This is a genomic window from Kistimonas asteriae, from assembly GCF_018263925.1.
GTDB classification, from domain to species: domain Bacteria; phylum Pseudomonadota; class Gammaproteobacteria; order Pseudomonadales; family Endozoicomonadaceae; genus Kistimonas; species Kistimonas asteriae.
In genome coordinates this window covers 36,060-59,009 of sequence record NZ_JAEVHF010000006.1, presented here as the reverse complement: position 1 = coordinate 59,009, position 22,950 = coordinate 36,060, and the positions used below count along the sequence as shown (strand labels likewise).

General features: G+C 51.2%; 16 protein-coding genes and 2 tRNA genes. 6 read left to right on the top strand and 12 right to left on the bottom strand.

Going from position 1 to position 22,950, the window contains the following annotated elements; translation table 11 throughout:
• Nucleotides 1–4 precede the first annotated feature (4 nt).
• Nucleotides 5–2,506: an ABC transporter permease gene (locus tag KHS78_RS08545; RefSeq protein WP_211827281.1), complete on the bottom strand. Its 2,502-nt coding sequence runs from the start codon at nucleotides 2,504–2,506 to the stop codon at nucleotides 5–7.
• Nucleotides 2,503–3,201 (bottom strand): ABC transporter ATP-binding protein, encoded by a 699-nt coding sequence (locus KHS78_RS08540; protein WP_246506247.1) that lies wholly within the window; start codon nucleotides 3,199–3,201, stop codon nucleotides 2,503–2,505. Before KHS78_RS08540 ends, KHS78_RS08545 begins: the two co-directional genes overlap by 4 nt.
• On the opposite strand from KHS78_RS08540, the gene KHS78_RS08535 reads away from it, so the two are divergent.
• On the top strand, nucleotides 3,170–3,820 hold the full coding sequence (locus KHS78_RS08535) for an arylesterase (protein ID WP_246506246.1): 651 nt from the start codon (nucleotides 3,170–3,172) through the stop codon (nucleotides 3,818–3,820). The genes KHS78_RS08540 and KHS78_RS08535 overlap by 32 nt on opposite strands.
• Nucleotides 3,821–4,109: 289 nt before the next feature.
• Here KHS78_RS08535 and radD read toward each other — a convergent pair whose 3' ends face one another.
• Nucleotides 4,110–5,873, bottom strand: a complete 1,764-nt coding sequence (gene radD / locus KHS78_RS08530) for a DNA repair helicase RadD (protein WP_211827279.1) — start codon at nucleotides 5,871–5,873, stop codon at nucleotides 4,110–4,112.
• Between the two features lie 239 nt (nucleotides 5,874–6,112).
• Here radD and KHS78_RS08525 point away from each other — a divergent pair, with 239 nt between their 5' ends.
• Nucleotides 6,113–7,492: an APC family permease gene (locus KHS78_RS08525; RefSeq protein WP_211827277.1), complete on the top strand. Its 1,380-nt coding sequence runs from the start codon at nucleotides 6,113–6,115 to the stop codon at nucleotides 7,490–7,492.
• A gap of 23 nt (nucleotides 7,493–7,515) precedes the next feature.
• On the opposite strand, the gene KHS78_RS08520 is transcribed toward KHS78_RS08525, so the two are convergent.
• Nucleotides 7,516–8,541 carry an AraC family transcriptional regulator gene (locus KHS78_RS08520; RefSeq protein ID WP_211827275.1) on the bottom strand — a complete coding sequence of 342 codons (1,026 nt, stop codon included), beginning with the start codon at nucleotides 8,539–8,541 and terminating at the stop codon, nucleotides 7,516–7,518.
• 167 nt (nucleotides 8,542–8,708) lie between these two features.
• Here KHS78_RS08520 and KHS78_RS08515 point away from each other — a divergent pair, with 167 nt between their 5' ends.
• The 3 genes from KHS78_RS08515 to KHS78_RS08505 all read left to right on the top strand — a co-directional run bounded on the left by KHS78_RS08515 (nucleotide 8,709) and on the right by KHS78_RS08505 (nucleotide 13,246).
• Nucleotides 8,709–10,625 (top strand): DUF1302 domain-containing protein, encoded by a 1,917-nt coding sequence (locus tag KHS78_RS08515; RefSeq protein ID WP_211827273.1) that lies wholly within the window; start codon nucleotides 8,709–8,711, stop codon nucleotides 10,623–10,625.
• An 11-nt stretch (nucleotides 10,626–10,636) separates the two neighbouring features.
• Nucleotides 10,637–11,998 carry a DUF1329 domain-containing protein gene (locus tag KHS78_RS08510; protein WP_211827272.1) on the top strand — a complete coding sequence of 454 codons (1,362 nt, stop codon included), beginning with the start codon at nucleotides 10,637–10,639 and terminating at the stop codon, nucleotides 11,996–11,998.
• Nucleotides 11,999–12,376: 378 nt separating this feature from the next.
• Nucleotides 12,377–13,246, top strand: a complete 870-nt coding sequence (locus KHS78_RS08505) for a hypothetical protein (protein ID WP_211827270.1) — start codon at nucleotides 12,377–12,379, stop codon at nucleotides 13,244–13,246.
• A 238-nt stretch (nucleotides 13,247–13,484) separates the two neighbouring features.
• On the opposite strand, the gene KHS78_RS08500 is transcribed toward KHS78_RS08505, so the two are convergent.
• From KHS78_RS08500 to KHS78_RS08480, 5 genes are all read right to left on the bottom strand, one after another.
• Entirely contained in the window at nucleotides 13,485–14,963 is a 1,479-nt protein-coding gene (locus tag KHS78_RS08500) for a DUF1254 domain-containing protein (protein ID WP_211827268.1), read from the bottom strand.
• 225 nt (nucleotides 14,964–15,188) lie between these two features.
• Nucleotides 15,189–15,264 (bottom strand) — tRNA-Phe (locus KHS78_RS08495).
• A gap of 54 nt (nucleotides 15,265–15,318) precedes the next feature.
• Nucleotides 15,319–15,394, bottom strand: a tRNA-Phe gene (locus KHS78_RS08490).
• Nucleotides 15,395–15,509: 115 nt separating this feature from the next.
• Complete coding sequence (locus KHS78_RS08485) at nucleotides 15,510–15,785, bottom strand: oxidative damage protection protein (protein WP_211827266.1); 276 nt, start codon at nucleotides 15,783–15,785, stop codon at nucleotides 15,510–15,512.
• Between the two features lie 314 nt (nucleotides 15,786–16,099).
• Nucleotides 16,100–16,630: a hypothetical protein gene (locus tag KHS78_RS08480; RefSeq protein WP_211827264.1), complete on the bottom strand. Its 531-nt coding sequence runs from the start codon at nucleotides 16,628–16,630 to the stop codon at nucleotides 16,100–16,102.
• 855 nt (nucleotides 16,631–17,485) lie between these two features.
• Here KHS78_RS08480 and KHS78_RS08475 point away from each other — a divergent pair.
• A complete protein-coding gene (locus tag KHS78_RS08475) occupies nucleotides 17,486–18,007 on the top strand; it encodes a hypothetical protein (protein ID WP_211827262.1) in 522 nt (173 codons plus the stop codon).
• A 324-nt stretch (nucleotides 18,008–18,331) separates the two neighbouring features.
• Here the strand turns inward: KHS78_RS08475 and mutY are convergent, their stop codons facing one another.
• The 3 genes from mutY to KHS78_RS08460 form a co-directional block, all read right to left on the bottom strand.
• Nucleotides 18,332–19,393: an A/G-specific adenine glycosylase gene (gene mutY / locus KHS78_RS08470; protein WP_211827260.1), complete on the bottom strand. Its 1,062-nt coding sequence runs from the start codon at nucleotides 19,391–19,393 to the stop codon at nucleotides 18,332–18,334.
• Nucleotides 19,394–19,561: 168 nt separating this feature from the next.
• The gene (locus tag KHS78_RS08465) at nucleotides 19,562–21,631 is read right to left on the bottom strand and encodes an AsmA family protein (RefSeq protein WP_211827258.1); all 2,070 of its coding nucleotides are present in this window, start codon (nucleotides 21,629–21,631) and stop codon (nucleotides 19,562–19,564) included.
• A complete protein-coding gene (locus KHS78_RS08460; RefSeq protein ID WP_211827256.1) occupies nucleotides 21,628–22,767 on the bottom strand; it encodes an NAD(P)/FAD-dependent oxidoreductase in 1,140 nt (379 codons plus the stop codon). Before KHS78_RS08460 ends, KHS78_RS08465 begins: the two co-directional genes overlap by 4 nt.
• Nucleotides 22,768–22,950 lie beyond the last annotated feature (183 nt).

Below are 22,950 nucleotides of genomic sequence, written 5' to 3'. Positions count from 1 at the left end.
CTGATCAGAGTCCTTCACGCAACAGGCGCAGCGGAGAGCTGCGTACCACCCGTAAGGTGCCCAGGTAGCCAGCTGCACCGATCAACAGTGAACCCAGTAGTGGAAGTAGCAGCCAGAGCAATGGTGTTGGCGCCCATGACAGTTCCAGTACCCGGGTAAAGACCAGCCAGGTGCAAAGTTCTGCACCAATCGCTGCCAGTAGTCCCGACAGGCCTCCCAGTAACAGAAATTCACCGATCTGAAGACGCTGAAGTTGTCGTCCCTGGGTACCGAGGGCACGGAGCAGGGCGCTTTCCTTGATGCGTTCATCCAGTGTCGTTTCTATGCTGGCCCACAGCACGAGTAATCCGGCCAGAAACAGGACAACCAGCATGGCTTCCAGCGCCAGTATGCCCTGTTGGATCATCTGTCTTGCCTGGTTAATCACTGTATCCATATCGATAAGTGTGAGGGAGGGAAATGACCGAATCATGTCGTTCAGTTGACGGCGTTGTTCCTGCGGTAGGTGGAAACTGTTCAGCCACGTGGCGGGATAGTCTTCCAGGGTCGCTTTCGGCATGACCATATAGAAATTGGGGCGGAAATTTTCCCACTCCACTTTGCGCAGGCTGGTGACATCCACGGTTAATGGGCGACCCGCGAAATTAAAGCTCAGTGTATCCCCCACGGAAAGATCCAGATGTTCGGCAAGGTGGGATTCGACGGAGACTTCACCTTCCTCACCGGGTGACCACCAGTCGCCGCTGATCAAGGTGTTGGTTTCCGGTAGCGTCTCTGACCAGGTGATGTTCAGCTCACGATTGACTGCATTATGGCGTTGCTGCTCTTCATCCAGTATCTCGTTCAGGGGCTGACCGTTAATCGCCGTCAAACGCCCCCGGATGATGGGATACATCTGGCTGGTGCTGATATCCCGCTCTTCCATGAATGCTGTCAGTGGTTCGACATCGGGTGTCTGGATATTCAGGCTGAAGTAGTTAGGGGCATCATCCGGTAGTTGGTCTTGCCACTGATTCAACAGGTCAGTCCTTACCTGTACGGCGACGGCCATGACCATCAGGGTCAGGGAAAAGGCCAGTAGTTGTGCAAGCGCCAGGGATTGCTGCCGGGTCAGGCGTCGCATGGCCATACGCCAGACCAGCGTGACCTGGCGTTGGTTGAAGCTCCGGCTGAACAGGCGAAGAATGAACGACAGAAGCAATCCTGTCAGTGGCAGTATCGCGGCGGCACCCAGCGTCAGGGACAGGGTCAGTGAGAGATTGCCCGTCATGTACCAGGACAGACTGACAAGGCTAAGCAGTGCCAGGCTGTAAACAATCCACGCAGAGGCGGGCGCCGGTGCCGGTTCACGTTTCAGTACTCGCAGCGGTGTAATCCCGCCCAGTCGCAATAGGGGGGCAAGGGCAAAACCGAGCAGTACAATCATGCCGGTGGCCGCGCCCATGAGTATCGGCGAAATGCCGGCAACTGGCAGCCAGGCGGGCAGCAGGTCTTTCAATAGCAGTACAGTGCCTTCTGATAGAAGCCATCCCAACAGTAGTGCCGGGGGAATGGCAACTGGGAGGATCAGTAACAGCTGAAGAATGGCCATGGTCAGGATATCTGAACGACTGGCGCCAAGGCAGCGAAGTACAGCGACCGTATCATAACGACGTCGTGCAAAGCGGCGCGCCGCCATGGCGATGGCAATGCCTGCCAGCAATACGGCCAGTTGACTGGCCAGGGCCAGAAATCCCGTCACCCGGGTCAGGCTCCGGTTTAGTCCACGACTATTATCTTCTAAATCAAGCAGGCGGTAGTCCTTGGGAAGGTTTTCTGCCAACCAGCCCCGGAAGGGGGCGAGCGCGCTTTCCGGCCCGGCATACAGGTTGCGCCAGGCGACCCGGCTGCCGGGTTGTATCAGGTTGGTGTCATCCAGATCCGCGAGGTTAAACAGTAAGCGGGGAGAAAAACTGTAGAAGCCTTTGCCCCTATCGCTTTCCAGTGTAATGGCGCGGGTAATGCGGAGTTCTTTTTCGCCGAGGGTGACGGTATCACCGATGGCAATATTCAGCAGGGGGAAGAGTCGCGGTTCCAGCCAGGCTTCACCGGAGGCGGGAATCGCATGGGTGGCTTGATCCGGCCCGAAAGGTTGATCGGCGATACGCACCTGCCCACGCAGGGGATATCCGCTTTCCACCCCTTTGGCGGAGATCATCTGCAATTCATCGCCGGCAAGAATGACGCTCGGAAATTCAATGGTTCGGCTATGCCTGAGTCCTGTTTCCGAGGCTTTCTGGTCAATCATCGCATCGACGGGGCGTGAACCCTGAATAAGCAGGTCAGCACCCAGAACGGCAGCGACCTGTCGTCCAAGTCCCTTTTGCAGTCGATCACCGAATAGACCAATTGCAGTACTGACCGTCACTGCCAGCACCAGGGCGACTAATAGCAAATTTAGCTCGCCGCTGCGCAGATCCCGGTGCGTCTGCCGCCAGGCGGTGTTGAATAATGAAGCAAACGTCATGCGACGTCCTCCATCCTTCCACCGCTGAGCGTCAGCCTTCGCTGGCAGCGTTGCGCCAGGGTAAGGTCATGGGTCACCAGAACCAGCGTGGTGCCCTGTTCCTGGTTCATGGAAAAGAGCAGGTCAGAAATACGCGCACCGGTTTTCTGGTCAAGGTTGCCAGTCGGTTCATCGGCAAACAGGAGTTGTGGGCTGGCGACAAAGGCCCGGGCAATGGCGACGCGCTGCTGTTCTCCTCCGGACAGTTTGGCCGGGTAATGGGTCATCCGGTCTGCCAGGCCGACCCGCTCAAGCCAGTGTTCAGCGCTTGCCCGTGCATCAGGGTTACCGGTTAGCTCCAGCGGCAGCATGACATTCTCGAGCGCCGTCAGTGAAGGTAACAGGTGGAAACTTTGAAACACGAAGCCAGTCGTTTTTGCCCGGAGGGCGGCCCGTTGATCCTCATCCAGGTCTTTGAGCGATTGCCCTGCGAGCGTCACCGTACCGGTACTGGGTTGATCCAGCCCTGCCAGCAACCCGAGCAGTGTCGATTTGCCGGAACCTGATGTCCCGACAATGGCAACTGTTTCTCCTGTCTTGATTTCGAGGGACACGTCGGAGAGGATAGCCAGATGTCCGCCACCCGGATTATCAACCTGCTTGCACAGGGACTGGGCCCCAACCATGATGTCACTGACCTGTTTGTTATCACGCATTCGCCGATCCGGATTGTTATTGATCTGTTGTCTGGTATTGGCTGCGCAGGCTCACGCATCCGCGCTGCCAGACCAGAAAATACTGCTGGTCTTTGGCGACAGCCTGAGTGCTGCATATGGCATTGATTCTCGCAAGGGATGGGTCGCATTGCTACAGGAAAAACTGGCAGAGACGCATTCTGAGTGGCAGGTTGTAAATGCCAGTATCGGTGGTGAAACAACGTCGGGAGGGTTAAGCCGGTTACCCGAGGCACTGGAAACCCATACCCCTGATCTAGTGCTACTTCAACTTGGCGCCAACGATGGATTACGCGGTTTGCCGCTTAAGGGAATGAAGAACAATCTTTCCCAAATGATTGCATTGTCACAGCAGCAGAATGCAGACGTTCTTTTATTCGAGATGCGTATCCCACCTAATTACGGGCCAGTGTACAGCCGACGTTTTCAGGGTGCTTTCAGTGAGATTGCTGATCAGTATGATATCCGATTATTGCCGTTTTTCCTGGATGGTGTCGCGGGGCATGTCGAAAAAAATCAAGCTGATGGTATACACCCAAAGGCATCAGCACAGCATGAGCTATTGGAGAATGTATGGGCAGTACTTGCATCAGAATTGTAGCTGAATAATACGGCAGTCAAACGCGGCTTCGCATCGTTTACTCCTGTTGTTTAGAGTTAAATGTAATGCAATAAAATCATGGTTAATGGTCGTTTTATGAGATTCAGATGGCTGGGTTTACGAAGGTCAAAAATGCAGGCGCTTCTGCTGCCAGTATTGAGAATTGAGTGATGAGACCTCCATATGATGTTAGATCCTGATTCTGGAAAGCGACCTGCAATCAAACAAATCCGAACCGCATTTCAACAATGGGATCATGAATGGGTTGTATGGACATAATATTAGATCCTCAACCGGCATTTTCTGCCTGGCGGAAGCGCCCTTCATAATCAAACAGCTTTTCACGAATGCGCCAGAAGGCCTTCTTTTCCTTGTAGGCAATCACAAAATCCGGCTTTCGAAATTTCTTCTGTTGATCAATCACGGCCTGAACCGATGACGCACGGAACGTTTCTCCCCGGTTAATCAGTGCGTGTTTACCAAAGTGATGGTAGAACGCCCCTTGTTGAGCCGGGGTATCCAGCCGAAAGTGTTCCTGCAGCTCTGCACCGTCCTCATCGTAATAGGTAATGGTTATTCGTTCTTTCCCCTGACGATCGGCAGTGGATACCATCGTCATGCCGGCGCATCGAATGACCATGCAATGGTGCAGGTTCAGTGCTTCCCGCAGTTTTTTATCCGGATCAACCAGTGCCTTGCCGCAGTCATGGCATTTGCGGGCGGCGATATCATTTTCAGCCTGGCACTGGTCGCACTCCTTGAACCGGTAGCGGAAATCACAGCGTATCCGTTTGCCGCCGTATTCCTCAAAACCCTGACAACGTCGCCCATAGTGCTCAACCAGGTCGCCGTCGTTGTCGACCAGTCCCCAGAACTGATTATCGAAGCGACAGGCCGGGCAGGGAATCGTGACTGGCACTGCACGGGAATCCGGTCTGGCGGAACCAATTTCAGGGCTGAATAGGTCAAAATGATTACCGGCAAAATCCATGACCAGACAGTCTTCCTTACCGGGCGAAAGACGTAGCCCGCGGCCGATAATCTGCTGATAGAGGCTGACAGACTCCGTGGGACGAAGGATGGCAATAAGGTCAACATGGGGAGCGTCAAACCCGGTGGTCAATACAGCCACATTGACCAGGTATTTCAGTTGTTTGTCTTTGAATGCACTGATCCGTTTTTCGCGTTCTGCTCCGGGCGTATCGCCGAGTATCAGTGCCGCTTCATCGGGTGGCAGGTAACCGATAATTTCCCGCGCATGATCCGTCGTAGCCGCGAAGATCATCACACCCTGTCGGGTTTCCGCTTCCGCGATGACTTGCCTGGTGATCTGGGCGGTGGCGCGGCCTTTTCCCTGCAGGAGTTGATTGAGATCGGTTTCACGGTATCGGCCGAACGGATCCCTTGGAAGACGGCTGAAGTCGTAAAAAGCAACCGGGGCATCCAGAAGAGTGGCCGGCGTAAGAAAACCCTCCCGGATCATATGGGATAAGGGCAGTTCGAAAATACAGTCCTGAAACAGGCGTTCATCGTCGGTTCTGACTGCACCTTTGTGGTGATACTGATATAGCCAGCCGAGCTCCAGTCGATAGGGGGTGGCGGTCAGACCAAGAATGCGCAGCGTCGGGTTATGGGATTGCAGGTGCTGAATCACCTTGTGGTAGCTGCTGTCTTTTTCCAGGGAAACCCGGTGGCATTCATCGATGATGAGGAGGGTAAAGTGGCTGTCTGAAAAGGCGTCCAGGTTGCGGACGACCGACTGGACGCTGCCAAACACCACTTGCTCAACGGCATCCTTTTTCCCCAGGCCCGCGCTGAATATCGACGCCTTCACCCCATAACTTTCGTACTTGGCATGGTTCTGTTCCACCAGTTCGCGGACATGTGCAAGCACCAGCACCCGACCTCTGGCGATGCGGCCAAGTTCACTGATCACGAGACTTTTGCCAGCACCGGTTGGCAGCACAATGACCGCCGGTGCGCAGGTTTTGCGAAAGTGCTGGATAGTGTGGGTAACAGCGTCTTGCTGATAAGGGCGAAGTTGATAGGCCATGGCCGGATTATACCTGAGCCGAAAAGACGCACGCAGGGGGGATAATGAAATATTCCAGCTTTTAAGTAAGAAAATTCAGGAAATTTTTCTGTCATCAACCATACTCTCGGCCTTCAAACTGAAATGAAGACGATAAATAGACGATTTCAATGGATACAGGTAGCTGAAGGCTGCTGGACACAAGGGAACTGTCATCGCCGGATAGTAACCGGTCAATACAGCTGAAAGAGGCTGCCGTGATGACTCGCCAACTGGGTGCGTTTCAGATCTGCTTCTGGGTTGTTGCAACAATTCAGGGGCTGACGGTGTTTGTGCCGGCGGCCTCTCTGGGCGTATCGGTGTTCTGTTGGTGGCCTGTGATTGCCTTGCTGTTTCTGCTGCCTTACCTGGCGATTTTGTGTGAACTCGGTACGACCTGGCCCAGTGCCCAGGGCATCCATTACTGGGTGACACTGGCCTTCGGTTCCCGCTGGGGAGCCCGGTTCAGCTGGTACTACTGGTTGAATCTTCCAGCGTGGTATCCGTCAACCTTTCTCGTCTGTTCAGGGGTATTGGCAGAGCTGTTTTATCCGGAGCTGCCGTTGTGGGGGCATGTCACTGTTGCCATTGTATTGAGCTGGGTGTCTGTCTGGCTGGTAAATTGCGACCGTGACCTGACCCGTGTCCTGAATACCGTTGGCATGCTGACCCGGCTGATGATTGTTGTGACATTGATTGTTGGTGGAATCTATCATGCCGTTACCCAAGGGATGGCTAATCCGGTGAACTTGGAGACACTGTCCCCCCAGCTGGATAACGCCATTATGTATTTGCCAACCCTGGTGTTCTCTGTGATTGGCGCGGAGTTGATTGCCAACCTGATTTTCCGTGTCGGAAATCCCCGGCATGATCTCCCGATAGGGCTGTTTGGCGGCATGCTGTTTTTGCTGTTTCTGCATGCTGGCGGCACCTTTGCGGTGTTGTCGGCGGTTCCCCGTGATCAGCTTGGGCTGGTATCCGGACTGGTTCAGACGTTTCGGATTATTTGCGGCAGTAGTTTTGTGGGGCAACTTTTGACTTGCCTGCTCGGTCTGGCGACCGTGGTGACGTTTGTCTGTTATATGAGTCTTTGGGCTCTGGGAGGCTCGGAAGCTGCGGCTGCCGGTGCAGAAAATGGTGAAATGCCCGGCTTGTTTGCACGACGCAATCTGCATACCTGGCAGCCGGCTGGTGCGGTATTTCAGACAGGCTTGTGGTCGACGCTGCTGTTGATTATTTATGGTTTCATGGCGGATACGGCTGATGATTTGTTCTGGTCTATCTTTGCATTTTCCATGGTGCTGTACTTTTCAACGTATTATTTTATTTTTGCCGTATTTCTACGGTTACGTCGCACGCAGGCGGACACGTTTCGACCCTTCCGTGTACCTGGGGCATTCGCTGCATGGCTGTCAGTCTTGTCCGCCAGTACAGTCCTTGGCTTGAGTATTTTTCTGTTTATTTTTCCCGATATCTTTACGCTTGAAATTGACTGGTGGCACAGTCTTCCGATTCTTCTGGGCGTAGCCCTGGCTGTAGGGCTGCTTGAGTATTACGTACGCAGTCAACCTATCGGTAAACAGGATGACAACCGTCTGTAGAAATTAACGACTGCTGTCTATCATTAAGCAGTTGCCCGGGTTTTCCGGTACTGGCTTGGCGTCATGCCGGTCCAGCGTTTGAAGGCGCGACTGAAACTGCTCTGATCCACAAATCCCAAGGTAAACGTCAGTTCTCCAATACTCATGTTGGAGACTTCCAGATAGCCCAACGCCAGTTCATGGCGAATGGAATCCAGCAGCTCCTTGAAGGAATTACCTTCATCAGCCAGTTTGCGATGCAGGTTTCTGGCGCTCATGTTCAGCGAGGAGGCAATGTACTCCTGGTTAAGGTGCTCAGTGCCGAGCAGGCGCATGATCTCCTTGCGTACCCGAAGGCTGGTCGTTTCATTATTCATGCGCTGGAGGTATTCATTCAGGATCTGGTCATTCACCCGGGCCAGTTCAGAGTTGGCGCTGGGCAGGGGCGATTCAATGGCCGCTGCATCCAGAATGATTTCATTGTTTTCAGACGAGAACAGGATCGGGCAGGCAAAGAACTGATCGAATAGAAGGCGATCGTCTGGTTCAGGACGGCACAGGTGTATGCTCTGGATACAGTCATAATCGCCCGGCTCCAGAATATCGCGAATGACTTTCACGACAACGGCCATTAAGGCATCCACCGGTTGAAACGGGCGCTCGGGCTGTTCGCTGGAATGCATGCGGATGGCAACCTGTTGCTCGCCGTATTCAATGGAAATCATACCAATGGTTGATACCACACGGGCATAGCGCACCATGCGTTCAATACAGTCCTGCAGGGTGCTGCTGGCCTGCAGGGCAAACATCAATGCGTTGAGGTGAGTCGGAAAGATGGTTTCCGCCACCCGGATGCCAATCGCTTCATTGCCGGTTGCTGCAACCGCTTCCCGCCACAGGCGCCACATGGTGGTCACGGGGATACGGGCTTCCGGTTGACGCAGGTGCTCCTTGTCAATGCCGGCGGCTGCAAAGATGGCAGCGTTGTCTGCGCCTTCTTTCTGCAAGGCGCGTTCAATCGCCAGTGCCCAGCTGGCGAGAGTCGTTTGGGTCTCTGCGTTGTTGTTCATGTACGACCGGCTTGTGTCTGAAAAGATCAAAAACTTGGCCTGTGCGGGCCAGCAGGACAAATCGGGAAACGTTATCGTCGCTATTCTAAGGGAAGCGCGTTGTTTGGCCACAACGTTTTGTAACGCCTTCCCGCCATAACAATAAAGAAAATAGCGAGAGCCTTTCCATGAAGTACCCTTTCCGTACGCGAACGGGTCAGACGACGCTGCTTGCCCTTGCGATCAGTCTGAGCGCCGCACAATCCTCCCCGGTTAACGCACTGACTTTTGAACTGGCCGATGGTGACATCCAGGGCCGCCTGAATACGACGCTTTCCATTGGTACCAGCTACAGCACGGCAGCACCGGATAAGGATCTGATGCCAACGGCTTATGGTGGCCGGGCGGGCGGCATTAACAGCAACGATGGCCGCCAGAACTTCGACCGTGGTGATGCCATCTCCCGGATTTTCAAGGGATCCACTGAACTGTCACTGAGCTATGAAAACTATGGCGCCTTTGTCAGCGCCAAGTACTGGTATGACGATGTGCTGGAAAACGGTAAGGGGCGTTTCAAGGACTTTGACGACAGTGGTTTTGATTCGCTGGCGAAGTTCTCCGGTGTTGCGCTGATGGATGCCTACGTCTGGGGGGAATTCGAAGTGGCAGACCGGCCTCTGGATATCCGTTTCGGGCGACAGGTCTTGAGTTGGGGCGAAAGCACCTTTATCCAGGGCGGCATTAATGTCATTAACCCGATTGATGCCAATGCTATAACGCGTCCGGGGGTAGAGCTGAAAGAAGCACTACTGCCCGTCAATATGCTTAGTGCGTCATTCGGACTGACGGAAAACCTGTCGGCAGAAGCCTTCTATCAGCTGGAATGGCAAAGTACGGTGTTGCCCGGTTGCGGTACCTTTTTTTCGCAGTCTGATGCTATCCAGCCAGGGTGTGGACCGCTTTATGCGGTATCCGGTTTGACGGAAGAGCAGCAGGAAGATATGTCACTGGTTAATCCAGCCCTGCCTGATACCGCCAACATGGTGTTGCAGCGCCGAGCAGATGACACCCCCAGCGACAGTGGTCAGTGGGGGCTGGCGCTACGTTATTTTGCTGAGTGGCTGAATGACACGGAGTTTGGCCTTTACGTTATTAGCTACCACAGTCGTTTGCCTTATGTCGGTGCTATCACGGCGGACTATGATGACCGCCCCGGTAATGGTTTTTTCCTGAACGGTGTTACCAATAATCCTGCTTACTGCCCGCCCCCCGGCGCTCCCTGTAGTCCTTTTGCACAGGGACCGGAATACCTTGCGGCATTTCCTGAGGATATTCTCCTGTATGGCCTGAGTTTCAATACCAGCGGACCGTTCGGTATGTCGCTGTCCGGTGAGATTAGCCATCGCCCGGATATGCCGATTGCTATCAACGGACAGGATTTCCTCTACGCCACCGGTTTCCTGGATACCGAATCACCGATTGTGGATGAGATTTTCGACATTACGTTGCCGTCTGCGGGTTCAGGGCCAATTATTGCCCGTAACGAAGGGCTTTATGGGATGCGGGTAGACAGCTACCGCAAAAAGCCGGTCACCCAGATGCAGGTCACGATGATCCAGACCTTCAGCGATATCCTGGGCGGTGATCGTCTGAGTGTGGTTGCCGAGGTCGGCGCCATCCATGTGGGTGATCTGGAAGATGACAGTGAGATCAAATACGGCCGTTCCGCCCTGTTTGGTTCCGGCGAGGAAGGGGTGGCGATCGCCTGTCAGAACGACGACATGAATGCCGAATACTGCACGCTGGATGGCTTTACCACGGACTGGTCCTGGGGTTACCGGGTCAAGTCGAAGCTGATGTACAGCAATGTGTTCAAAGGCATCAATATCACGCCGGGTGTCGCCTTTAAACACGATGTCAGTGGTTACTCCTATGCGCCAGGCAGTCAGTTTGTTGAAGGACGCAAGGCCGTCACTGTATCTGTCAACCTGGATTACCTCGGTACTTACAACGCGGGTCTGAGTTACACAGATTTCTTTGGTGGCGAGTTCAATACCCAAACCGACCGCGACTTTCTTTCCATGACCGTTGGCATGAAGTTTTAACAGGTGGCTTGATGATGTTAGATAAAACCCGAAAGACCATGTGTAAACTCAGCGCTCTCAGCCTGATGCTCCTGGCGGTTAACGGCCATGCCAAGGTATCAGAACAGGAAGCACAGAAACTGGGGACTGAATTGACCTGGATGGGCGCTGAAAAAAGTGCCAATGCGGATGGATCAATACCGGCGTGGGAGGGTGGTTTTGAGCCAGACGATAAATCGGATTCGCTGGACAATCCTTTCGCAGAAGACGCCATTCTGTTCACTATTGATCAGAGCAATATTGAGCAATACCGAGACAAATTATCACCTGGCCAGCAGGCGCTGATTGCGAAATACCCGAACTTCAAGATCAATGTGTACCCGACCCGTCGCAGTGCTGCTTATCCACAGTCGATTTATGAAGCCACCCGGGAGAATGCGACACAGGTTGAATTAAACGACAAGAGCAGTGGATTAAAGGGAGGCTACGTTGAAGGCGTACCCTTCCCGGTACCGCAAAGTGCTGAGGAAGTTCTCTGGAACCATATCACCCGTTATCGCGGTGGGATGATTGATCGTGTTGTGCACCGGATGGCGCCCCAGGCCAATGGTGAATATGTGGCGTCCAAGATCTGGCAGACCATGGTGTTTAACAGCAACATCAAGAATGCGTCGTCTGATGAGAATATGCTGTTTTACTTCCTGGGTGAAACGCTGTCCCCGGCCCGTAATGCCGGCACCATGACGCTGGTGCACGAAACGCTGGATCAGCTGGTCGAGCCCCGTAAATCGTGGATTTATAACGTCGGTCAGCGTCGTGTGCGTCGTGCGCCGCAGGTTGCCTACGACTCTCCCCAGAACAATGCCGATGGTCAGGCTACGTCTGACAACATGGATATGTATAACGGTTCGCCGGACCGTTATGAGTGGAAGCTTGTTGGCAAGAAAGAGATTTATATTCCCTACAACAACTACCAGTTGCACGATAAAAGCCTGGGATACGACGAGATTGTCCAGCCCGGTCATCTGAACAGCGATCTGGTGCGTTATGAGCTGCATCGCGTCTGGGAAGTGGAAGGTGTGCTGAAAGACGGTGTTCGTCATAGTTATAAAAAACGCACCTTCTTCATTGATGAGGATACCTGGCAGATTGCTGTAGCCGATCATTACGACAACCGGGACGAACTCTGGCGTATCGCTCAGGCCTACCACATTAATTTCCACAATGACTCGGTGCCCTGGTATACGGCAGAGGCTGTGTATGACCTGACGTCGAACCGTTACCTGGTCAGTGGCCTGAGCAATGAAGTAAAAAGCGAATTTAAATTTGGCGGTGAAATGAACAAGCGGGAATTCAAACCGTCTTCCCTACGACGAAAGGCGGGTAAAAACTAACGCTTCGTATTGAAGCACGGTTCGGTCATAACATATCGGAAGAGGCTGAAAGAGATTGTCCTTGTAGCCCTGCGTAAGCGTCTCAGTCGTTCATATGACTGTGCAGGCAGGGCAAAAGGTCTGCATGCATCTATCACTCTTGCACTCCAACTCTGTTCTGTCATCCTTTCCTTAGCGTCAGTGGACACCACGTTAACAGGGGGATTCGATGGCGTAACTGAAAAAATGATTCTGGCAGGCTTATGCTTGTCGGCCAGTGTTAAATAATATGAAACTAGGAGGTTAGACTTATTTGAGATAAACAAGGGCTGATGCTCTGGTCAACTATAGACTGATGGCTGCGACTCACTTTCCAATCCACTTAATTGGAGAATCATAATGCCGTCGTTCATATCGCAAAATAGCGTTTTTTTTTCTATTGTTTTCTTTTTCTCTGCAATGGTTTCCAGCGTATTCGCGGCCAGCCATAGTGATAGCCTGGCGAAGGTTCATGGACTGACTGTTGAAGCCCGGATAGAGGCGCTTAATCAAATAAAACTTGTCAAACGTCAGGCGATGAAAACGGACTCGTTGTTTTTGGCTCAGGAGCCTGATTACAGTAAGAAACTGTTCGTTGATAGTGGCAGTTTTGTTGTGCTGTCTCAGCATGTTGAGCAACAGGCGACAAAAGATGTTATTAACTCAACACTGTTTGCTCAGTTAGCCGCTAGTCATGACTATGATAAAAACACCCAGTTGGCTCAATGGTATAAAAGATATACTGAGGTGATGAGCATTCAGGGCTGGGATATCAGCGATTTCGATGATAGTGCCCTGGCCTCGGTTTCTACGGATTTGAGTGTCAGTGAAGCGATTTTTGATGTTCTGAAAACAGCGCTCACTGACCCTTCTGATAAGGCGATGGTGAATGCTGCGATATCTGCCTTGAAGAAACTGGAAAAAGAAGGTCCTTTTATCTCTCTGTTCAACCATTCTGCGATTGGTGCGAATCGGGCCAACTTTCAGTCATCTTTCGTGACCACGGATCAGCATGGTTTGGTGAGTATGAACCTAGGCTATCTGGTTGTTGGATTTACAGATCTGAGTACGACGATTCTGTTTTTACGTGTTAAAGAGGGTGAATCGTGGATCAAAAGCCACAACGAAACGATCAAACTGGATTATGACGTCTTTAATCAGGTGCGTGATCAGGTCATCGAAAAGTTGGGAGATAACGCCCGATCTCAAGTGGCGGGCATTGACCTATAAACAGTAGAAAAATAAATGGCTGCGAGTCAAGAATGTATTCTCTGAATGCTTCATGGCAATCAGCAACCTCGTCACTGGCTTTGGCCTGAAGCTGTCCTGTCTTAAGCGCTGTATAAGCGACTATTCGTTTCAGGCTGGGTATCAAAGGTTGAACCCTGAACCTCTTTTGATGTTGTCATTGAGCAGTGGTTTAAGAGAAAAAGAGCGACTCACCAGTCGCTCTTTTTAGGTGTAACCCTTATCCTACTTTCTGAATACCCGGCAGGAACTTGTGCAGGGTATCCGGATTGCGGGTTTCTTCACCTGGCAGGTAAATGCGGTAGTTGATCCGGAACAGGCCTTCGTCCGGCGAGGGCAACCAGTTGCTTTCAACGCCTTCCGGCTTCTCGTGCTGGATGTAAATCGTCAGGGAACCATCGTCGTTATATTGCAGGTCTGTGTTACGGTCGCCAATGGAGTAGCGATCAATTTCATTATCAATCAGTTGGAAGTTGGTGCCGTACATAGTCAGGGACCAGAAACCCTTATCCTGCAGTTGGGGAATTTCATCCTTTTCAAAATGCAGTACATACTTCTGTGAACCATCCAGCAGGTTGGCATCGACATCTTCATAGGTGCTGAAGTAAACGCCTTCTTCTCGGCTGTGAACCAGCAGGCCTTCCAGTGCACCTTCTGCCCGGTTAATGAAGTGGTAGCCGTACTCGCCTTCGTGCAGGTTGTTCCAGCGGGTGGCATAAGGCGTACCCCGGTATTTCACTTTCCAGACCATGATGTTGTCCACATCATTCATGGCTCGCTTCAAACCGCGCTGGATGGCAGGATCCAATGCGTCACCGGCAAACGGTTTGCCCAGTTCGATGCCAATACTCTGGAACATGCCGACAGCATCACGCTGGTGTTCACGGGGTGGGTTTTCATTCAGCAGGTCGGCCATTTTTTCAAAGAAAGCCAGGTCGCCGTCGTAGGCTTTGCGTTCCATCTGTACGGGATTCACCTTGCCGAAGCCGTCTTCCTTACCCCAGTTGCTCAGGCTGGTGGTGAAGACCTGCTTCTGGATATCCATGACGTTGGCGATTTCTTCCGGACTGTCCTTGGCAAGGCCATAACGCAGTGCGATGACGGCGCTGTTGGTCGGCATACGACGCAGGCTCAGGCCTTCCGGTACCCCACCCTGCCAGTCCGGGCCGACGAACAGGAAATTGCCGCCTTTGCCACCCGTTGAACGGATGCCGATATAAGGCAGGTTTTCCAGGTAGGCGTCTGCAATCTGGGCGCTCCAGTAGCGGTCGAATACATCCGGGATGGTCACAACGACCGGCTCGTCTTTCAGCTCCAGCAGAACGCCACTATAAATAGTGTCGTTGTTGGGGGTGTAGGGCAGGGTATCATCAGACGTTGCCAGTTTGGTCATGTGGCCAAATTCATTGACGGGCGCACAGGGGCAGATCTTGCGGGACATAACGAAGTCCAGTTTGCGCTCGTTCAGCCGCAGGCGACGCTCACGGTCAAAGATTTTCAGTGGTAAGCCGTAAACGTAAGCCTGTACACCCAGGGAATAGGCCCAGTTCTCCTTGCTCTGGTCATCGCGCGCCTTGATTTCCTGCATGGTCATGCCGGCATCCGGATTCTTTTTCTGCAGGTTGGGGCCCTTGAGGGTCGCGTAACCGGCGGTCCCGAGAATGGCGGCTAAGGCCACCACGAGGAGTTTGCGCTTCATGAGAAAGTTATGTCCTTTTATTGGAATTATTAATGGCATTCAGCGCACTCAGGGTATCGCCGGTATTGTTTTATAGCCTGCCAGTGGCGGCCGAGTTTTGGCCTTTGGCGGACAGGTTTGTGAACGAGGCGGTGTGGGGATTCACTGGGTTATGAAGCAATGGGAATATCAGGAAGTAGAACGAAAAAAGCCCCGATGCTGATTAGCAACGGGGCTTTCCTGATATGGTGCCTAGGGGCGGAATCGAACCACCGACACGCGGATTTTCAATCCGCTGCTCTACCAACTGAGCTACCCAGGCACAAAACATGTGCAATCGACGCCAGCGTGGAGGTGTTTCCGTAAAGCGGAAGCATGGTGCCTAGGGGCGGAATCGAACCACCGACACGCGGATTTTCAATCCGCTGCTCTACCAACTGAGCTACCCAGGCATTGGCGTGAATGCGGCGGTATTAAACTGTTTTACGTTCTGGGAGTCAACACCCCCGGCGGGATTTTTTAGCAGGGATAAAATGCACAGGCGTGCACTTTATCCGCATGCAGTGTTCAGTCGTTCTTTTCCGGTACGAAACCTTCGGCCATGTCGTAGTCGTTGCCGGCAAAGAACTTGTCCATCTGTTCGCCCAGGTATTTGCGTGTCTGTGGGTCGAGCAGGTTCAGGTGCTTTTCGTTGATCAGGCGGGTCTGATGCTGGGTCCACTGCGTCCAGGCTTCACGGGAGATATTCTCGTAAATCCATTTGCCCTTTTCGCCGGGGTAAGGGGGGACATCCAGCCCGGGGGCGTCTTTCTTGAGTTTCACGCAGTGTACGGTACGGCTCATGGTTGGGCTCCTGAGTTAACGCTGGGAAGCATGATAATGGTATTTTTCAGAGAGTAGGAGTCAATTTTAGAGACAATGTCTGTTTTTATTTTGTGGATAGCGTGGCTGATGGCCAGATTATTCTCAAGGAGGACTTCTCAGGAATCTATGACGAAGATAACTTTATATTAATGAAGTGTGGCAGGAATCAAAGAATAAATATTTAACATAATTATATTTTACTCGATGCCTTTTATAAGCAAGGCACGGCATATTTGCCGTGCCTTGTTTTATAGTAAATCGAAATTTAGTATGTTTTTCTTATTAAACGTCCTCTACAGCTCTTCCTGAGATCTTCTGATTTCCAAAATCCATTTATCTTGTATCAAGGAAACAAATGAGAAAGCTTCCACATCGTTGAAGTATGACTTGCCTCTCTCTCCACAATCAAACGCATCCATACAGGCTCGGATGCCACCTGTGGTGGCTCCCCATATCAAACCTATTCCAAGATCGACAGGAGTCAAAACAACAGTTGCTAGTGAACGACAGCAATTTTTTAGAGAACAACCATCTTTGCATAGTAGAGTGAGAGTGTTACAGGGGCGTATGAATACTGACTTTACTAGTTCGCTGATTGGTGCAACAAGTGTACCTCCTAGACCGAAAAGGACAATTTTAGGAAGGCAGCAGCAGATTTTACGGAGCTTTATTGGGCAGCGGCTACTACTACCTTCTTCAGGGTACTCGTAAGGCGTAAATTCTTTTGTTTCAGTAACAGCGGCTCTCCTTTTCTCTTGAGCACTAGCTACTCGTTCTGCCTTCGTCATAGGATATCTATCAATGCACATTACATTAAAATCCATAATTTTTTCCTCTAGGTATATAAGTAAATGGTTTGCCATGCGCCTGCACGGCCTCTTCTCGTATTTTCTAAGACAGATAATTAATTAAATCGTTCCTGAGCAGTAATGACTGCAGATGAATTGTTTGTGCTGACGAGCTCTATAGTCACTAGGATGGCGGTTTTAGTTTTAATCGTTATTGTTTTTTGTGGGTGTGGTTTTAAAAGGTTTGAAAATAAAGAGTGAGGAATGGTTAGTTTTATATGCTTATGGTAAGCGTTACTGTACAAAAACTAACTGATCCGGTTTGGATTTTTTTAGTGTCGTGATGTTTTTCTTTTTGGTTTAATAAAGTAGTCCTGTTATTTTTTGATGTTTAAATATATATTCTTTTTAATATCAATATTGATCTTGTTGTTTTTTAAGATTGTATAAAATATGTCGTGCACATGTTTTGATGGTAATGCTCATGTTTGTTTATTTGATTTAATAGTTTTTCATGAAATGTTTTTTGTGTGGTCGTATAACAGCTTCGCGATATATACCTATATGCTATTGATGGCATAATTCTGGTTAAGGCTTGTATTTTCTAAAAGAGGACATTTTGGTCATGGTTTCTTATTCAGCATGCCGGTCGAGTAGTTGCTATTGTTATTGAGGACAATAATAGAGCAGATATTGTTAGTCTTACTGACTTTGTCGTTATTAAAACCCAGGTTATCGTTGATAACCCACTCATAGGCACGCTAATGCCATACTGGAGAATGAATAAATGGAAACTATTTTTCTGTGTCAGGGTCTTAATAGGGACTAAGGATATTTTATCCTTTTTGATTTCTCAGATTATCAATAGGCTTTTTGAAAGAGGTTAATAATATGGAACGCGCTGATTCTTCCAGTTCTCTTCAGGCAGGTATGCAAGGGCCTTTAAGTGGTCCGGGAAAAGACTCTGCTAGGGGATACCCCCACAGAACAACCGACTCCGAACCTCACTTAAGTGGTAGTGGTGGATATAAGCTGCCTACAGAGCCCAAGCCTTTGTGTGGTCGTGTTGTTACTTATATATGCATTCCGGTCGTTTTCCTTGTTGGCACCGTGGTTACTCCAATTATTGAGCTGGGCCTGGCATTCAATGGTCTTATGGGGTCAGTATGTGTGTCATTAATCTTCTGCTGTTGTGCTCCATGCGTTATGATACCTGCAATTTTTGTTTTTGTCGTTGATGTTGTTGGTGGTGTAGGACATGGCTTGGCCACAGGAGGGTATCGATTAGTCAAGAAAACGCTTGATCCTGACAACTATAGTTATTTTGATGGGAGTTACCCGTCTCTTACTGAAAAATATCAAAAAGCATGTAAAGAATGTTCTGATGAAATGAAGGGGCATAGCTATAGCTAACATTGTGATGGTGGCTGTTAAGACATAGCTTATGTAATAAGTAATGGTTGATTTAGCCGCTGATTTATAAAGTTGATTGCTTTTAATTCATCTATTGTTTATTTTTGCAATGGTATGACGATTATACTTTAATCGTAGTTATAAAAGAACGCGTTTTTTAATTGGATGTCTTAGCGTTTTCTTAAATGTGTATAATGTTTTTATACTATTATTGATTCTTTGGTTCTCTATGGATACAGGAATTTGATTCTGCCTTGCTGATGCAAGGCAGAAATCTTGTTATCCAGAAAAAATAATGAGTTCTCTTATGCTCATCAGCGAGCATCACAAGCTGTGCGCGAGTTTTCGAAGTAGTTTTGTGACTGGTGCAGCCAGTCCTAATTTCCCAGGATTGTCGATAGAAACCCAACATGTTGAATCCACAGGCTGGATCGTTTTCGTTTCCATAGCTGTGAATGCTTTTACTGGCGTTATATCCAGATGGTAATGACTGAAGGTGTGCCGAAAGGGTGTCCATGCTTCAATACCATAAAGTTCAGTACCGGCAATAGCTTCTGCCGTTTCATCCAGAGAATCATCTGTTCTCAGTTCAGGAAAGCTCCAGAGTCCACCCCAGATGCCCTGTGACGGTCTTTTATGTAACAGGACTTCACCTACATGATTCACGACCATCAGCATGCGAACCTGACGTTCCGGCAGGGTTTTCTTGGGCTTTTTCCCCGGATAGGCGCTGGTGTCGCCAATGGCATGGGCCATACAGCTTTCCTGCAGGGGGCAGAGGTGGCAGGTGGGGCGCGTACGGGTACAGATCATCGCACCCAGATCCATCATTGCCTGGGTGTACTGGGGAAGTCGCTTATCAGGGGTATGATGCTCGGCGATATCCCAGAGTTTATTGGCAACGGCACTTTGTCCTGGCCAACCCTCAATGGCGTGATGTCGGGCCAGCACTCGTTTAACATTGCCGTCCAGAATCGGGGCGCGAATACCCATGCTGATACTGGCAATGGCACCAGCCGTAGAACGGCCAATCCCTGGCAATTCTGACAGTTGCTCGACAGTTTGGGGAAATTCACCGTGAAAGCATTCAACCACCTGGCAGGCAGCCTTATGCAGATTCCTTGCTCGGCTGTAGTAACCCAGCCCACTCCAGAGGTGCAGGACATCATCCACCGGTGCCGAGGCGAGAGCGTGAACATCCGGAAACTGTTCCATGAATGTTTCAAAATAGGGAATGACCGTTTTCACCTGGGTCTGCTGCAGCATGATTTCGCTGATCCAGACCCGGTATGGGGTGATGTTCTGCTGCCAGGGCAGGTGTTTGCGGCCGTGCTGGTCGTACCAGTCAAGGACACGCTGGCTGAAGTTTCCGGCGGTTTGGCTCATTAATTTGGCATTCAAGGTAAAGGTTGATTCTCTCTTTTTTGTTATCTGTGGGCACTATGCGCTTATGGCTGCCATGGGAACAGTCGGGGTATTACCAGTGCTGACAGTATCCATCCACAGCAAAAGCTGTGGATGGATGTGGATAACTTTTGTTGTATCTAACTCTTTCTATTGAAAGAGATTTTTTAATTTATCCCCAAGTTCTTCACCTAGTTGGTCACCGAATTTATTGCGGAGCTTGTCGTCCAGTTTCTGCTGTAATTTCCCTTTCAACTCCCGCTCTGCCACGGTGGCAGCCAGCTCACCAAGGCGCTGTTCATCGATGCCACACAGATCACTGTCTCCGATTTTTCCGCTGCAGCGAATCGGCCAGGTGAGGTCGGCATACTTTTCATTGATGCGGCAGGCGGGCTCATCTTCTTCGGCTGTACTGCCGGTTACTGTGACACCCATGGTGTAATCCAGGCTTTGTTTAACCAGATTAATTGTGCCACCGCCACAGAGGTTGAGCTGATCCATTGCCGCGCAGAGATTGTTGTTGGTCGCTACCCCATCGCTGATATTGAGCGTGCCCTTTAGGGACGTGAACTGAGTTTCGTCAGGCCAGTCAGCCTTGCTGATGGGTTTTTTCCGTATTTTGGCGATACCGCTGCAGACCGTCTTGTTGAGGTTGACGCCGTGCAGTGCGCCGTTATCGACATGGAACTCTATCACGCCATTGAGGTGCTGGATCAGCTCAGGTTCCGTAAGGCCGCGGGTCAGTAGCCGAATGCTGGCATTCGTCTTTCCTGTGACCGCCTGGAGGTCGGGAACGGCTTCAGACAGTGCGTGGAGATCAATGTCTTGTATCGTGCTTCTTGTGGAAAGCTGTGGTATGCCATTGACATCGATTTTGGCCTTACCATCGATGACGCCGTCATAGAAACCGGCATTGAGCTTACTGACTGACAGTACGCCATTATTGGCTTTGACTGCCAGGGTGGGTTTGTCAAACCGGAAGCCTTTGACTGTCAGGGCTGACAGTGACAGCTTTCCCTCAAGGTTGAGTGGCTTCAGCAGGTCAACCGGGATAACGGGGGCATTGGAGGCGTTTTTGACGGTGGATTTTTCTGTCGTCGGTTGATCCTGCGTACTCGTAGAGATCTCTGTCGAAGGTTCGGCTGGCACCAGGGGCAGATAATCATCCAGTTGCAGGTCTGAGCCTTTCAAGGTGAAGCGCAGCGCTTTACTGCTGATGTCAGTCACCGCCAGCTTACCGCTCATTGTGAAATCGTCCAGCACCAGATTGACGTCCTGCAGGCTGGCGCGGTTATCGGCAGTGTTTACCGTGGTTGTCAGGCTGACCTTGGTCAGTGCTTTTGGGTTGCCCATTTCGGGTAAGGGCATACCCAGTTGCTGCAGAAAACGTTGAAAATTGACCGGTTCCAGGGTCAGGTTTCCATCTAGCTGACCATCATTTCCTTCCAGTGTGGCAGTAATGGTGAGCTTTACTGGCTCCTTATGCTGTTCCGGGGTGATGGTCAGGTCGATTTGATCAGCTTTGAATGTGTTGTTTCTGAGGTTCAGCATTAATGCTGTTTCCAGGGACACCGCTGCATGCAGTGGCGGTTCACTGCTTTGCAGTGAAAATCCTGCTTTCAGGTTAAACGGCTGGCCTGCCTGTATGGCATCCGTCTGCAGGTGGGCGTTGTGGATCAACAGTGATTGTCCGGTCTGTTGATCCTGGTAATTCAGGTTGATCTGGCTGATATCCACGCTGGCGATGTTAAGGCTCAGCGTTTTCTTTGATGATGAGGGTTCAGTCTGGGTCGGTTCACTGGCCGTTGCCGCTGTGCTTGCGCTGCCTTCGGGCTCAATCCAGTTCGGTTTTCCCTGGGTATCGCGCGAGAGGTTAAGGGTCAGCCCATCCAGAACCAGCGCCTGCATATCCACACGCTGATTAAGAATCAGCGGGAGCAGCGCAACATGGATATCCGCCTGTTTCAGTGTTGCCAGTGGCTGGTTGTGGATATCGTCAACCTGGATATCCGCCACACTCAGGCCCAGCCGCGGGAAGAGAGACCAGTTGATCGTGCCGTTAAGATGTAAATCGTAACCGGTATTTTCAGAGACTGCAGATCGAAGCTGCTCCCGGTAATCATTCGGGTTGATGACGACGGGCAACAGCACCGCAGCCAGAATGACCAGTACGATCAGGCTGACAACAATACCTGTCAGCCACTTGAACAGTGTCTTCATTGCAAGTGTTCCCTGGGATCTTGTCCCTCTAACAGTGATTCAACATATCCGGCCAGTGCCAGAGAGGCGGTGAGTCCTGGTGACTCAATGCCGAAAAGATTGATCAGCCCCGGCAGACCGTGGGTTTCCTGACCCTGGATCATGAAATCCCGGGACGCTTCACCGGCCTGTTGCAGTTTGGGGCGTATGCCGCTGTAGGCCGGCTGCAGTGCGCCGTCTGGCAGGGCCGGCCAGTAACGGCGTATGGCAGCATACCAGCTTTCCGGAGCCTCGGCAGGCACCTGGTAATCGACCTTATCAATATACGCCGTGTCGGGGCCGAAGCGGGTATTGCCTGCCATATCCAGCGTGGCGTGGATGCCTAGCCCTGTGGTGTTGCGCTCTGGCACAGGGTAAACGAGATGGTGAAAGGGCTGCTGGCTGCCTTGCAGGGAATAATAGTGTCCCTTGCAGAAATAGAGAGGAGGAATGGGAACGCTACCAGGTATATCTGCTGCAACCTGCTGGGCGCTGAGCCCGGCAGCATTGATCAGAGTACGACTCTGGAACTGGTAAGTTTCACCATTGGTCATGGCCGTTACGAGAAAACCATCCTCTTTGTTGTAGCAGGTCACTGACAGAACGCGAGTCCCTGTCACTAGTTCAGCTTCATTCTGTGTAGCTTCCATAAACAGGGTCTGCATATAGGTATGACTGTCGACGATCCCGGTGGAGGGGGAAAACAGCGCGGCAATACCGGTGACTACTGGTTCCTTCTCCTTCAGTTCTTCCGGGGACAACCACTGGAGATCCCTGACACCATTGGCTGTTGCCTGAACATGGATGCGTTCAAGCTGGTCGATCTCTTCTGCAGCGGTGGCAACAATCAATTTACCGGTACGGCGACAGGGAATGCGGTGCTGGTCGCAATAGTCATAAAGCAATGCTTTGCCACGTACACAGAGGGAAGCTTTTAGCGATCCTGAAGGATAGTAGATACCGGCGTGGATCACCTCGCTGTTACGGCTGCTGGTCTCTTCACCGATGTGGTCATGCTGTTCCAACACAAACACAGACTTCCCCGGTCGGGCCAGTTGCCTGGCAATGGCCAAGCCAATAACACCCGCGCCGATAATGACGGTATCAACTTTCTCCATGATGCTGTTTTAGCCGGTTATCCATAGTTTCCCGGTTGTGATCCTAACACCTGATCCCGGTTGTTGCAGGGTATTTGGCGGCTGTTCTGACGGTTCCTGTCTACACTCAAGGACGCTGCTGAAGCGTTGGTTACTGCTGTCTTGATCTCTACACCCTCTCGCCCTGTTTTTTCCGGAGAAGTC